Genomic DNA, 13,209 nt, shown 5'->3' on the forward strand with positions numbered 1-13,209 from the left:
AGACTTCTTTTCTTCTAATGGAAGAAAGAAGAGAATGACTAGCACATGATTGCCGTGCTTTGACCTTTGAAAACTGGATAACGATAAATGAATGAATCACCGGTTTGACACAGAAATGAATCTTCGGATTCATGGAAGAGTGAACCGAGTGTCTTAGAATGTAAAGCCAAGAAAGACCGAGCAACACGTCCATTGATTTAAAATGGTTAAGCTAGAAAGGGCGCACGGTGAATACCTTGGCACTAGGAGCCGATGAAGGACGGGACGAACACCGAAATGCTTCGGGGAGCTGTAAGTAAGCTTTGATCCGGAGATATCCGAATGGGGGAACCCCTTATCCGTAATGGGATAAGATCCACATCTGAATCAATAGGATGTGAGAAGGCAGACCTGGGGAACTGAAACATCTTAGTACCCAGAGGAAGAGAAAGCAAATGCGATTTCCTGAGTAGCGGCGAGCGAAACGGAAACAGCCCAAACCAAGAGGCTTGCCTCTTGGGGTTGTAGGACATTCCATACGGAGTTACAAAGAGTGAGCGTAGGCGAAGCGATCTGGAAAGGTCCGCGAGACAAGGTAAAAGCCCTGTAGTCGAAACGTTCACTCCTCCGGAGTGTATCCTGAGTACGGCGGGACACGTGAAACCCCGTCGGAATCTGGGAGGACCATCTCCCAAGGCTAAATACTCCCTAGTGACCGATAGTGAACCAGTACCGTGAGGGAAAGGTGAAAAGTACCCCGGAAGGGGAGTGAAAGAGATCTTGAAACCGTGTGCCTACAAGTAGTTGGAGCCCTATGATTTTCCTTCGGGAAAGTAACGGGTGACAGCGTGCCTTTTGTAGAATGAACCGGCGAGTTACGATTACGTGCAAGGTTAAGTTGAAGAGACGGAGCCGCAGCGAAAGCGAGTCTGAATAGGGCGAATGAGTACGTGGTTGTAGACCCGAAACCGGGTGATCTACCCATGTCCAGGGTGAAGTCCAGGTAACACTGGATGGAGGCCCGAACCCACGCACGTTGAAAAGTGCGGGGATGAGGTGTGGGTAGGGGTGAAATGCCAATCGAACTCGGAAATAGCTGGTTCTCCCCGAAATAGCTTTAGGGCTAGCCTCGAGGGTAGAGTCTTGGAGGTAGAGCACTGATTGGACTAGGGGTCCCTACAGGATTACCGAATTCAGTCAAACTCCGAATGCCAATGACTTACTCCTCGGGAGTCAGACTGCGAGTGCTAAGATCCGTAGTCAAGAGGGAAACAGCCCAGACCATCAGCTAAGGTCCCAAAGTATACGTTAAGTGGAAAAGGATGTGGAGTTGCTTAGACAACCAGGATGTTGGCTTAGAAGCAGCCATCATTGAAAGAGTGCGTAATAGCTCACTGGTCGAGTGACTCTGCGCCGAAAATGTACCGGGGCTAAACGTATCACCGAAGCTATGGATAGACACCTTCGGGTGTCTGTGGTAGGGGAGCGTTCCAAGGGCGCTGAAGCATGACCGGAAGGACATGTGGAGCGCTTGGAAGTGAGAATGCCGGTATGAGTAGCGAAAAGAGGGGTGAGAATCCCCTCCGTCGAAAGCCTAAGGGTTCCTGAGGAAGGCTCGTCCGCTCAGGGTAAGTCGGGACCTAAGCCGAGGCCGAAAGGCGTAGGCGATGGCAAACAGGTTGAAATTCCTGTACCACCACGTTTCCGTTTGAGTGAAGGGGGGACGCAGGAAGGTAGGGTAAGCGCACTGATGGATATGTGCGTCGAAGCAGTGAGGCTGACAAGTAGGAAAATCCGCTTGTCTTAAGGTTGAGCTGTGATCGCGAGGGAAATTTTAGTACCGAAGTTCCTGATCCTACACTGCCAAGAAAAGCCCCTAGCGAGGAAACTGGTGCCCGTACCGCAAACCGACACAGGTAGGCGGGAAGAGAATTCTAAGACGCGCGGGAGAACTCTCGTTAAGGAACTCGGCAAAATGACTCCGTAACTTCGGGAGAAGGAGTGCTCTATTAGGGTGCAAGCCCGAGAGAGCCGCAGTGAATAGGCCCAAACGACTGTTTATCAAAAACACAGGTCTCTGCGAAGCCGCAAGGCGAAGTATAGGGGCTGACACCTGCCCGGTGCTGGAAGGTTAAGAGGAGGGGTTATCCTTCGGGAGAAGCTCTCAATTGAAGCCCCAGTAAACGGCGGCCGTAACTATAACGGTCCTAAGGTAGCGAAATTCCTTGTCGGGTAAGTTCCGACCCGCACGAAAGGTGCAACGATTTGGGCACTGTCTCAACGAGAGACCCGGTGAAATTATATTACCAGTGAAGATGCTGGTTACCCGCGACAGGACGGAAAGACCCCATGGAGCTTTACTGTAGCTTGATATTGGATTTCGGTACAGCTTGTACAGGATAGGTAGGAGCCTTGGAAACCGGAGCGCTAGCTTCGGTGGAGGCATTGGTGGGATACTACCCTGGCTGTACTGGAATTCTAACCTCGAACCGTGATCCGGTTCAGGGACAGTGTCTGGTGGGCAGTTTGACTGGGGCGGTCGCCTCCTAAAGAGTAACGGAGGCGCCCAAAGGTTCCCTCAGAATGGTTGGAAATCATTCGTAGAGTGCAAAGGCATAAGGGAGCTTGACTGCGAGACATACAGGTCGAGCAGGGACGAAAGTCGGGCTTAGTGATCCGGCGGCACCGTATGGAAGGGCCGTCGCTCAACGGATAAAAGCTACCCTGGGGATAACAGGCTAATCTCTCCCAAGAGTCCACATCGACGGGGAGGTTTGGCACCTCGATGTCGGCTCGTCGCATCCTGGGGCTGAAGTAGGTCCCAAGGGTTGGGCTGTTCGCCCATTAAAGCGGCACGCGAGCTGGGTTCAGAACGTCGTGAGACAGTTCGGTCCCTATCCGTCGCGGGCGCAGGAAATTTGAGAGGAGCTGTCCTTAGTACGAGAGGACCGGGATGGACACACCGCTGGTGTACCAGTTGTTCCGCCAGGAGCATCGCTGGGTAGCTACGTGTGGAAGGGATAAATGCTGAAAGCATCTAAGCATGAAGCCCCCCTCGAGATGAGATTTCCCATCACGCAAGTGAGTAAGATCCCTCAGAGAAGATGAGGTTGATAGGTCTCGTGTGGAAGCATGGCGACATGCGCAGCTGAGAGATACTAATCGATCGAGGGCTTAACCAATGCTTTGATTCGAAGACGATTCATTCATATACCATCGTTATCCAGTTTTGAGAGGTCAATATGACCGATCAATTTCATATGTCCAGTGACGATCGCGGAGAGGTCACACCCGTTCCCATGCCGAACACGGAAGTTAAGCTCTCCAGCGCCGATGATAGTTGGGGGATCTCCCCCTGTGAAAGTAGGACGTCGCTGGGCTTTACCTTTAGTATCACCTAAAATGATGAAGAGATTTGTCGTTTGTTGCCAAAATATTATTATTCCACAGTAGCTCAGTGGTAGAGCTATCGGCTGTTAACCGATCGGTCGTAGGTTCGAATCCTACCTGTGGAGCCATTTTTATGGAGAGCTGTCCGAGAGGTCGAAGGAGCACGATTGGAAATCGTGTAGGCGGTTTTATCCCGTCTCGAGGGTTCGAATCCCTCGCTCTCCGCCAGAATATCCGGCCCGTTGGTCAAGTGGTTAAGACACCGCCCTTTCACGGCGGTATCACGGGTTCGAATCCCGTACGGGTCACCAATAATTCATTGTAAAGTGGATTATTAAATAGTGCGGGATTGAAAGAACATTGATAATATGGAGGATTAGCTCAGTTGGGAGAGCATCTGCCTTACAAGCAGGGGGTCGGCGGTTCGAGCCCGTCATCCTCCACCATAGAACTAACTATAAATGTTATTAATACTATTAACGCGGGGTGGAGCAGTCTGGTAGCTCGTTGGGCTCATAACCCAAAGGTCGGTGGTTCAAATCCGCCCCCCGCAACCAATTTTAATAAATAATATAAATAATAAATATCAATATATTTCTAAGGTCCCGTGGTGTAGCGGTTAACATGCCTGCCTGTCACGCAGGAGATCGCGGGTTCGAATCCCGTCGGGACCGCCATTTTTTGTATGAAAAATAAAAAATTGAGTGAAATATTAAGTGAAAGATCAAACACTACGAAATGATGAAAAAACTTATGTAGAAATTATAATTTATCGTATTATATAAGGCTCAGTAGCTCAGTCGGTAGAGCAACGGACTGAAAATCCGTGTGTCGGCAGTTCGATTCTGTCCTGAGCCACCATCTTTTGAGTGCTGGCCTAGCTCAATTGGTAGAGCAACTGACTTGTAATCAGTAGGTTGGGGGTTCAAGTCCTCTGGCCAGCACCACTGTAATTTTCTTGACTAATGAAAATTTATTTTGTAACATTTAAATTAGCTCTTTATGGAGGGGTAGCGAAGTGGCTAAACGCGGCGGACTGTAAATCCGCTCCTTCGGGTTCGGCAGTTCGAATCTGCCCCCCTCCACCATTTATCCAATAATTTACAATATTAAACTATACTTAGGGGCATAGTTTAATGGTAAAACGAAGGTCTCCAAAACCTTTGATGCGGGTTCAATTCCTGCTGCCCCTGCCAAATATAGAGTATGGCGGTTGTGGCGAAGTGGTTAACGCACCGGATTGTGATTCCGGCACTCGTGGGTTCAATTCCCATCAGCCGCCCCATTTATACATAGGGCTATAGCCAAGCGGTAAGGCATCGGATTTTGATTCCGTGACCCGCAGGTTCGAATCCTGCTAGCCCTGCCATTTTTATTTAATTAAACAATTTATTTTCTGAATTATATATTATAATTTTGATAAGTCAATATTTTATTTATTCTTAAAACTAATAGATTTTATTTTTTATTCACTATGTGTTGCTAAAGAAGCTTATGCTTATCTTTTTTGCGGAAATAGCTCAGTGGTAGAGCACCACCTTGCCAAGGTGGGGGTCGCGGGTTCGAATCCCGTTTTCCGCTCCAGACGGCGGCATAGCCAAGTGGTAAGGCAGAGGTCTGCAAAACCTCTATCACCGGTTCAAATCCGGTTGCCGCCTCCAACTTTATATTAATTTTTGTTCTTGTATTGCCGGGGTGGCGGAATTGGCAGACGCACAGGACTTAAAATCCTGCGGTAAGTAATTATCGTGCCGGTTCAAGTCCGGCCCTCGGCACCATTTTAGATATTAAAATATTTTTAACACGTCCTATTTTGCCGGTGTGGTGGAATTGGTAGACACGCAGCACTCAAAATGCTGTGGGTTCGTCCCGTGCCGGTTCGACTCCGGCCACCGGTACCATCTACATAATTTACGTTAATTTTATGAATTACAGTTTACTCTTAAATGTTGACAAATCAACGTTTAAGAGTTTTTTTGTTTTCAAAGAAAACGATATAAAATGAATTTCTATTTACAAACTTGGTAATCAAAAAGATAACCCCTGAAAAAGAATCTATTCCTTTTCGGAGTGTGTGTATGATAATTTTATGTTTTTTTGTAATAAGAGCCTTAGTTGATATATCCGATAAGACAAAATAAATGATGGAAATTAAATAACGTTTATATATTTTTTAGAAATATTACAAGAAGTCATTATGGATAGCATCGCACCATAATCAACAGAGAAAGCTATTTCGTCACCTACTCGCAAGTTTGTTCCTTTTGCATCGACAACAGTATGATCACTGCTCGATCCAAGGATAACCACGTCTAACAAAGGTGTTAAACCAGAAATAAGTACATCTTGAAAACCGACTCCAAGGATGGCTCTTCTCATAATTCCGCGATCTTTAAATTCTGGTGTTATTCCTAATGTATTCTGTGCAATTTCACCATATGGAACAGATGGTTTTATTTTTGATTCGATAACTTCCGCCACGAAGGTAAAGGCGTCTGTATACAAACCTGGTATAGGCATCCTCGAGAGTGTTTCCCGTCCTAATAGGATGGATTCTCCAACTCTTAAATTGTTTACTTCTCCAGTATTTTCAGTGTTGACAAACCAATTGTAATTGGCTGAATTCCCACCAGAAATGCGAGTGAGTGAAATCGTTGGATTAATTTTTTGTATTTTTTGAGCAATAGAGGTTAGGTGATTCATTTTATCTTCCGTTGGTTTAACTCCTCCAAAACAAGCAAAATTACTCCCTATCCCGACTATTTTAATATTGGAAAGTGCTAATACATCCTTTACAATATCATCGATATCATCTGGTAGAATACCTTCTCTTAAATCGCCCATCTCTATCATCAAAATAATTTTATGAATTTTATTTTGAGTTTTTGCGGAATCATTGAGGCTTTTTATAACTTCTAGTTCCGTATTTAAACTAATATCAGCGTGCATAATGACAGCGTCAATTTCACTTAATCCAGGGATTCTTAATAGGATAAACTCCGCTTCAATATTGGCTTCACGCATTTTCTGAATACTAGATATTTTTGAATCACCAATTGATTTAATACCCATTTCAACATAAACTTTGGCAATTTCAATTTGACCGCATACACCTTTTACAACACCTGTCATTTCAATTCCCTTAGAATGATATAATATTATTAATTTTTCAATATTATGCGAGATTTTCGCTAAATTAATCTCAATTCTAGGTGTTATTGAATTAATCATTTTACGCCAATCTTTATCTTTTTATGCAAGGAAGGAAAAGTCTCATAGATGGTTGCTACAAGCTTGTCACAACCGTGTTCAAGAACATCTGTCGTTGGAATTTTAAGTTGCTCTTCATATACTTCAATAACATCATCAATTTCATTGGCGGTCATGTTTTCGTGGTTTATTGTTACTGCAACGACTTTTGTTATCGAAAAACTTTCGATTAAGTCAATCTCACTTTGTATCGTTGGCATTGGCATATAGCTAAAATCCCCAAGATTTTTTCGCTTCGGTGGGTGTTGGACGATAACAGCATTTGGTCTTGATCCTCTAATGATTCCGCAAGAACTAATATATGCTGGATGACTTAAGGCACCTTGTCCTTCAACAATAATGATATCTGGATTCTCTTCTTCGTAGGCTCTCATAACTTGGTTTTCGATCTCACCCGTTAAAAATTGAGTAGGAAGAGCATCGATAGCTACCCCGTATTTTGCTCCTTGAATAAGACCAGTCTGACCTGTTGCAATAAAGGCAACATTTAATCCTTTTTCAATTAAAGCGTCTTCAAGAATAACAGAGGTTGTTCTCTTACCAACAGCACTGTCTGTTCCTAGTACTGCAACTATCGGTGTTTTAACATTTAAAACTCTGCCAGAAAATAAGTGTAAATCTTTTTTAAGAGACGGTTTTCTAACATCAGTGATGTCCACTTTATATTCGCTTGCGTATTTCATAAATTCGTCGTCTTGGGTGAAAAATTCATGTAGTGGATTAACAATGTTCATTCCTTGTTTCATTGCATTTAAAATGATATTTCTTTCTCTATTTTTAAGAAATGCTTCAGATGGAGCCATGCCATAAATGAACTGATCGGGGACGGAGGGTAAAATATTCAGTGCGTGTTCCAAACTTGAAAATATCGGGATTCCATTTTTTCTATTTTCTAGTATTTCACCTGTATCCATACCAACTTGAGTGCTATCAATTACGCCAAGAATTTGATACTTTCTTGAACTTCTAATTAATCCATTAGCTGTTTTCCCGTCCATTTTCCCAAAATGATCTTCACAATATATAAGCGCAGTTTTCTTCATAAATACATCCCCTTTTAATCTTTTTATTATGTGAATTACGTAACTTTTATAATGGTTTAATTAACAGAATGCTTTAATAAATCCAAAATAAAAACACTTTTACAATACATTAAAAGCAAAGATGCTAATAGGGCATAAGTTGCCCGAAAAATTGTAAAAGTGTAAAAATAAATATGCAATTCAAAATATTACCATCCATAAGTATAACACAGTTTGGACGTGGTAAATTGAAATAGATTAGAAATAGATTTATATGGGAAAATCTAAGCTTGATTTAAAACGAAAAGTTCAAAATTATTTATGATATATAGTAAAATAAGTAAATCAATTTTATAATGTATAACCCTCAAGACCTCAAGTGGGGGAAAAGCAGCGAAAGGAAAAATATTTCCAGATATGGATATAAAGGAAATTTAGCCATTGGGATAACAAGTGATTTTATGGATAAATTTAACATACAACTAACTATTAGTTAATATTATACTTTAAGAATGTTTAACTTCGCTAAAGGATGAAAGTATAAGATAAACAAAGCCTTTCGCCATGAAGGACTTGGCGACAAGCCAAGTTTTACTAAATTAATATGTAGAAATAATACTTATTATCCTATAGAGTACAAGGGGGAACTAATATTCTAAAATTGACACGTTACCATGCCTTAGAACAGGGGAAATATAAAATTATGATGAATTATAGGAGTGTACAAAAGTGTTAAATACATTAAAGGGGGTCCCTACCAGAACCTTTATTTTAGTTGTTACTGCACTTTTAATAATAGGAGGGAATTGTTACATATTCACAGAGCTTGGTAAGGAGGTGTTGGAGAATGAAAAATTCATGATTGACCGGCATGCCGCGGACTTTGCTGAAAACCTTGCAACACCCTTAGTTATGAACTTTTTTGCATGGATAACTGAGCTCGGATCGATCTGGGCGCTGACTGGTGGATCTCTTATCTTGGTTAGCGTGTTGTATTTTTATAAACGGGAAAAGTGGAGAATTGTTTCTTTTGTTATTGCAATGGGTGGTGTGACAATCTTGATTAGTAGGCTTAAAGCTGCATTTTCAAGAGATCGTCCGAACATATTAGAGGAGTACGATGGAACTGGCTACAGTTTTCCAAGCGGTCATTCAACCGCATCAATCGTTTTTTACGGTTTTATTATGTATTTGGTCATCAGGAGTAAATTGAACGCCTTAGCAAAATGGCTAATCAACATCTTCCTTGGAATCCTGATTTTATTAATTTCCTTCAGTCGCCTTCCTCTCGGCGTTCATTATTTTACAGACGTAATGGGTGGACTGGCACTTGGTTTGACTTGGCTTGTCAGCTGTATCGCAATACTTGAAATTACTTTATGGTTAAGTGGAAAAAAAACGAAAAAAGAATTGTGAAATTATCTATAGTAATAGGATAATTAAGTAAACAAATATGAAGGGACAGAAATAAAATATGATTTTATATGACTTACTTTTAGTTGTTGTAGGAATTTTTATTGGAGTAATAACTGCAGATCCTCTTAAAAAGTTGTTTACTGGTGGTTACAAAGAGGAAATGCGTCAAAAAAAACGAGTAAAACTTTTACTTTATTTACGAGAAAACACAAAGATACAAAAACCAACAACATCTGACTTAGCATCGAGTGTTTTTAATGGAAAACTTGATGAAGGAACTGTACATAAGTTGTTGGAAGAGATTGAAGAAATAGGACTTATTAAAAGCACACCTGGAAAGCCTGAAGATAAAAAGTGGTTCTACGTTAATAAATAACCTTATTCACATATGTATTAAATTAAAATAACGCAGGAGTTGAGTAAAGAAATTTACCCTCATCTCCTACGTTTAATTGCTAACCTTTTACAAATTTTACTAACGACTTATAAACATTTGTGTCCAATGATTACCATTAGGTTCATATCCAACACCAATATGTGTAAAGTTTCCATTCATAATATTTTCACGATGTCCTTCACTGTTCATCCAACCTTGGACTACTTGTTCGGGCGTCTGTTGTCCTTGTGCAATGTTTTCTCCAGCTGAGCTATATGATACGCCATGATCACGAATCATATCAAACGGAGAACCGTAAGTAGGACTGGTATGTGAAAAATAATTATTTTCGTGCATATCTTCTGATTTCCTTCGTGCTACTCCACTTAATTCAGTATCTGCTTGTAAATCAGATAAACCCGCTTCTCTTCTGTGGTTATTAGTTAGTTCAATGACTTGCTGTTCTTCTTGCCCAATACCTCGTTGTGTTTGGTCAGCAGGTTGTTGCTCTTCATCTGGTTGTTGTGTTTGCTCTTCAGGTTGTGGTTGAGGTTCAGCCTCTGGCTGTTGTTTTTCCCCATCTGGTTCTTTAACTGGAGTATCTTGTTCTGGGGGAGTTGGTTGTTCCCAAAGTTCCTCTTGCGCTTCTTCTTGCGTTGGAGGCTCATCCCAGAACTCTTGTTGCTGGACATGATTATACAATTCATCTCGTATATTTGTTAAAATTAAGTCTGCATCCAAGTCGTAAAGTTGATTTGCATGAATTTGAGATTTATCGGTTTCAGACTCGAATTTAGCTTCTTGAGTTTGAATTGGTTTCGTATGGGGGAAGTCATTGCTAGGAATTGTCGTGAATTCACTAGAAAGCAGATCTGCTCGACTAATATCCCCAGTTGCAGTAGGTTGGGACTGCCTGTCTTCATGATCCAAAGCGTTTTGTTGATTGTTACAAGCTATTGTTGTCATAGCGAATGCCAATAAGACAATCAGTAAGACGATTTTTCTTTTCATCAATATCTCTCCTCTTTTATTTGTAGTCGACATTTCTTATCGTTTCTTTAATTGATAAGAAATATGATGAGAATAAAAGTGTTTAATGGAGAAAAAAGGAATATTGGCAAATACGCTTGAATTCGTTACATAGTTGATTGGTGCCGTTCTAATGCTATTATAATTATCCGTTAACGATTTTCCCCCCATTTATGTGAATGACTTGTCCAGAAACATAAGAAGAATCGTCTGATGCTAAATAAACATAAGCGGGTCCTAGTTCGACTGGTTGTCCAGGTCTACCCATAGGTGTATCAGTACCGAACTTCCCCACAGTACTGGCTGGAAAAGATGCTGGAATTAATGGTGTCCATATAGGGCCAGGCGCAACAGCATTAACTCTGATCCCTTTAGAGACAAGGTTTTCCGACAATGATCTAGTCAGTGCTACAAGAGCTCCTTTTGTTGCTGAATAATCCATTAAGACTGGGTTCCCTTGGTAAGCAACAATTGATACAGTATTAATTATTGTATCGCCTTCTTGTAAATGTGGTCTAGCTGCTTTTATAAAATGGAAGGGCGCGTAAATGTTAGTTTTGAACGTTCGATCGAGTTGTTCAAATGTTATCTGCTCAACATTTTCTTGAAAATGTTGTTCTGCTGCATTATTTATTAAACAATTTAGTGTGCCAAATTGATTTACCGTTTGTTGTACAGCATTGAAACAAAATTCTTCCTCACCAATATCTCCTGAAATAAGTAAACAATTACAACCATACCCTTCAATGATTGATTTTGTTTCTTGTGCATCTTCATGTTCATCAAGGTAAACAAGAGCTAATTTTGCTCCTTCTTTAGCAAGGGCAATTGCTACAGCACGGCCAATTCCGCTATCACCACCAGTTAATAACACAACTTTATCTGTAAGTTTTCCAGAACCTGTATAATTTGGATCATCATAAATTGGAGCTGGATTCATGTCACTCTCAATACCAGGCTGGCGTTGTTGCATTTGTTCAGGCTGTCCATTGTTTTGTTTTTGATTAATATCAGAAAACTTCATTTTTTATCACCTCAATGTATAGTTTGGTCTAAATTTGCAAAGTTATTTAGACTTTTCGAGCCGGGCCAAGCTACTTAATTAGTTTTTTAAATTGGTCTGATTTCATGAACTTTAAACATATAAAACCAACTTTAGTAAAAGATAACGCCTTTACCGATTCTTCGCTATGGTTTATGTATTACCGTTAAAATTGTTTTTATAACATGGTATTTTAAAATAATTTATTTGGATTATTATTGACATTGCTATTGGGGAGTAGTAAAATATAAAACAGGTTGAAAGAGAATACGTTTTGATTTTACATAAAAACAGTGCGGGTGTAGTTTAGTGGTAAAACCTCAGCCTTCCAAGCTGATGATGTGGGTTCGATTCCCATCACCCGCTCCAATTTACTAATAAAGATAGCTTATAAACCTAATAATAAAGTAGTGTTTCTGTTAGTAGAAACGCTACTTTTTCTTATGTTTTTAATGAATTTAGACTATTATAGATAATAAAGTATAGAAAGAAGGGAAAACCATGGCAAATACCCAATTGAAGAATGAACTAATTGCATACAGTAAGCATATAGGTATTGATAAGATTGGGTTTGCTTCTGCGGATCCCTTTGTAACGTTAAAGTCCCGGCTTGAAGAGCAACAAAATTTAGAATTTCAATCAGGTTTTGAAAAAGGAACTTTAGAAGAACGAACGAAACCGGAACTATTGTTACCTGAGGCAAAAACGATTATCTCAATTGCACTCGCTTACCCATCAAAACTAAAGAATCCACCGCAATCCAAAAAAGGAGATCGACGAGGGATCTTTTGTCGAGCCTCTTGGGGGGAAGATTATCACCATATTTTGCGTCGTAAATTAAATATGTTGGAAGAGTTTCTTGTTAACAAAGTTCCGAGCGCAACCTCTAAGTCAATGGTTGATACAGGAGAACTATCAGATCGAGCAGTTGCTGAGAGAGCTGGAATTGGTTGGAGTGGGAAAAACTGTGCAATTATCACACCGGAATTTGGCTCATATGTTTATTTAGGTGAGATGATTACAACGTTAGATTTACCAGAGGATCGACCTATATTTGACCAATGTGGATCTTGCAATAAATGTGTGGATGCTTGTCCTACAGATGCTCTTGTACAAGGGGGACAACTGGATTCTAATAAGTGCATTGCTTTTTTAACACAGACAAAAGAACTGTTGCCAGAAAAGTATCGCAAGAAAATTGGTAATCGTTTGTATGGTTGTGATACTTGCCAGGTCGTTTGTCCCGAAAATAAAGGGAAAAATGCCGATCATCATTCTGAGATGATACCAGATCCAGAAGTAGTGAAGCCTAAATTGTTGCCTTTACTGAAGCTAAGCAATCGTGAATTCAAAGAAAAATTCGGGGGTATTTCTGGTTCATGGAGAGGTAAAAAGCCAATTCAAAGAAATGCAATTATAGGTCTTGCACATTACAAAGAAATAGAATCATTGCCTGATTTGTACAAATTAATGCATGAGGATCCGCGGCCGGTTATTAGGGGAACAGCTGCATGGGCAGTAGCTGAAATCTCAAAGAATGATGACGTCTACCAACAATTATTGAAGGCAGAACAGACAGAAAGTGTAGCGGAAGTTTCAGTGGAGATTAAGAATTCATTACAAAAGTTAGGGAATGGGTTTAAACCACTTGAAAAAGAGATGAAAAATCTGTAAACTGCACATAA

At 40.8% G+C, this 13,209-nt stretch carries 7 protein-coding genes, 17 tRNA genes and 2 rRNA genes; 22 read left to right on the forward strand and 4 right to left on the reverse strand.

The window, feature by feature from the left end; genetic code table 11:
• The first annotated feature begins 204 nt into the window (after nucleotides 1-204).
• The 18 genes from ACM26V_RS22755 (at nucleotide 205) to ACM26V_RS22840 (ending at nucleotide 5,270) form a co-directional block, all read left to right on the forward strand.
• Nucleotides 205-3,161, forward strand: a 23S ribosomal RNA gene (locus ACM26V_RS22755).
• 81 nt (nucleotides 3,162-3,242) lie between these two features.
• Nucleotides 3,243-3,359 (forward strand): 5S ribosomal RNA (gene rrf, locus ACM26V_RS22760).
• 63 nt (nucleotides 3,360-3,422) lie between these two features.
• A tRNA-Asn gene (locus tag ACM26V_RS22765) sits at nucleotides 3,423-3,497 on the forward strand.
• A gap of 7 nt (nucleotides 3,498-3,504) precedes the next feature.
• A tRNA-Ser gene (locus tag ACM26V_RS22770) sits at nucleotides 3,505-3,597 on the forward strand.
• Nucleotides 3,598-3,605: 8 nt separating this feature from the next.
• A tRNA-Glu gene (locus ACM26V_RS22775) sits at nucleotides 3,606-3,680 on the forward strand.
• Between the two features lie 59 nt (nucleotides 3,681-3,739).
• Nucleotides 3,740-3,815 (forward strand) — tRNA-Val (locus tag ACM26V_RS22780).
• Nucleotides 3,816-3,849: 34 nt separating this feature from the next.
• A tRNA-Met gene (locus ACM26V_RS22785) sits at nucleotides 3,850-3,926 on the forward strand.
• A 44-nt stretch (nucleotides 3,927-3,970) separates the two neighbouring features.
• A tRNA-Asp gene (locus ACM26V_RS22790) sits at nucleotides 3,971-4,046 on the forward strand.
• 108 nt (nucleotides 4,047-4,154) lie between these two features.
• Nucleotides 4,155-4,230: transfer RNA gene (locus tag ACM26V_RS22795), tRNA-Phe, on the forward strand.
• Between the two features lie 10 nt (nucleotides 4,231-4,240).
• Nucleotides 4,241-4,316 (forward strand) — tRNA-Thr (locus ACM26V_RS22800).
• Between the two features lie 57 nt (nucleotides 4,317-4,373).
• Nucleotides 4,374-4,457, forward strand: a tRNA-Tyr gene (locus ACM26V_RS22805).
• A 34-nt stretch (nucleotides 4,458-4,491) separates the two neighbouring features.
• Nucleotides 4,492-4,565: transfer RNA gene (locus ACM26V_RS22810), tRNA-Trp, on the forward strand.
• 13 nt (nucleotides 4,566-4,578) lie between these two features.
• Nucleotides 4,579-4,654: transfer RNA gene (locus tag ACM26V_RS22815), tRNA-His, on the forward strand.
• A 9-nt stretch (nucleotides 4,655-4,663) separates the two neighbouring features.
• A tRNA-Gln gene (locus ACM26V_RS22820) sits at nucleotides 4,664-4,738 on the forward strand.
• A gap of 140 nt (nucleotides 4,739-4,878) precedes the next feature.
• A tRNA-Gly gene (locus ACM26V_RS22825) sits at nucleotides 4,879-4,953 on the forward strand.
• A gap of 3 nt (nucleotides 4,954-4,956) precedes the next feature.
• Nucleotides 4,957-5,030: transfer RNA gene (locus ACM26V_RS22830), tRNA-Cys, on the forward strand.
• Nucleotides 5,031-5,058: 28 nt separating this feature from the next.
• A tRNA-Leu gene (locus ACM26V_RS22835) sits at nucleotides 5,059-5,147 on the forward strand.
• A gap of 37 nt (nucleotides 5,148-5,184) precedes the next feature.
• A tRNA-Leu gene (locus ACM26V_RS22840) sits at nucleotides 5,185-5,270 on the forward strand.
• A gap of 250 nt (nucleotides 5,271-5,520) precedes the next feature.
• Here ACM26V_RS22840 and ACM26V_RS22845 read toward each other — a convergent pair.
• On the reverse strand, nucleotides 5,521-6,600 hold the full coding sequence (locus ACM26V_RS22845; RefSeq protein WP_416149053.1) for an alanine/ornithine racemase family PLP-dependent enzyme: 1,080 nt from the start codon (nucleotides 6,598-6,600) through the stop codon (nucleotides 5,521-5,523).
• Nucleotides 6,597-7,682, reverse strand: a complete 1,086-nt coding sequence (locus ACM26V_RS22850; RefSeq protein WP_416149054.1) for a DUF1611 domain-containing protein — start codon at nucleotides 7,680-7,682, stop codon at nucleotides 6,597-6,599. The genes ACM26V_RS22845 and ACM26V_RS22850 overlap by 4 nt, the downstream gene beginning before the upstream one ends.
• 708 nt (nucleotides 7,683-8,390) lie before the next feature.
• Between ACM26V_RS22850 and ACM26V_RS22855 the strand changes: the two genes are divergently transcribed.
• Both ACM26V_RS22855 and ACM26V_RS22860 read left to right on the forward strand, forming a co-directional pair.
• Entirely contained in the window at nucleotides 8,391-9,077 is a 687-nt protein-coding gene (locus ACM26V_RS22855) for a phosphatase PAP2 family protein (RefSeq protein WP_416149055.1), read from the forward strand.
• A 58-nt stretch (nucleotides 9,078-9,135) separates the two neighbouring features.
• On the forward strand, nucleotides 9,136-9,453 hold the full coding sequence (locus ACM26V_RS22860; protein ID WP_416149056.1) for a hypothetical protein: 318 nt from the start codon (nucleotides 9,136-9,138) through the stop codon (nucleotides 9,451-9,453).
• Between the two features lie 99 nt (nucleotides 9,454-9,552).
• Here the strand turns inward: ACM26V_RS22860 and ACM26V_RS22865 are convergent, their stop codons facing one another.
• Nucleotides 9,553-10,464: a CAP domain-containing protein gene (locus ACM26V_RS22865; protein ID WP_416149057.1), complete on the reverse strand. Its 912-nt coding sequence runs from the start codon at nucleotides 10,462-10,464 to the stop codon at nucleotides 9,553-9,555.
• A gap of 163 nt (nucleotides 10,465-10,627) precedes the next feature.
• Nucleotides 10,628-11,506 carry an SDR family oxidoreductase gene (locus tag ACM26V_RS22870; protein WP_416149058.1) on the reverse strand — a complete coding sequence of 293 codons (879 nt, stop codon included), beginning with the start codon at nucleotides 11,504-11,506 and terminating at the stop codon, nucleotides 10,628-10,630.
• 313 nt (nucleotides 11,507-11,819) lie between these two features.
• On the opposite strand from ACM26V_RS22870, the gene ACM26V_RS22875 reads away from it, so the two are divergent.
• Nucleotides 11,820-11,893, forward strand: a tRNA-Gly gene (locus ACM26V_RS22875).
• A gap of 132 nt (nucleotides 11,894-12,025) precedes the next feature.
• On the forward strand, nucleotides 12,026-13,198 hold the full coding sequence (gene queG, locus ACM26V_RS22880) for a tRNA epoxyqueuosine(34) reductase QueG (protein ID WP_416149059.1): 1,173 nt from the start codon (nucleotides 12,026-12,028) through the stop codon (nucleotides 13,196-13,198).
• The last annotated feature ends 11 nt before the right edge of the window (nucleotides 13,199-13,209 follow it).

Origin of the sequence: Salipaludibacillus sp. HK11, from assembly GCF_047795645.1 — a bacterium.
Classification (GTDB): Bacteria; Bacillota; Bacilli; order Bacillales; family Salisediminibacteriaceae; genus Salipaludibacillus.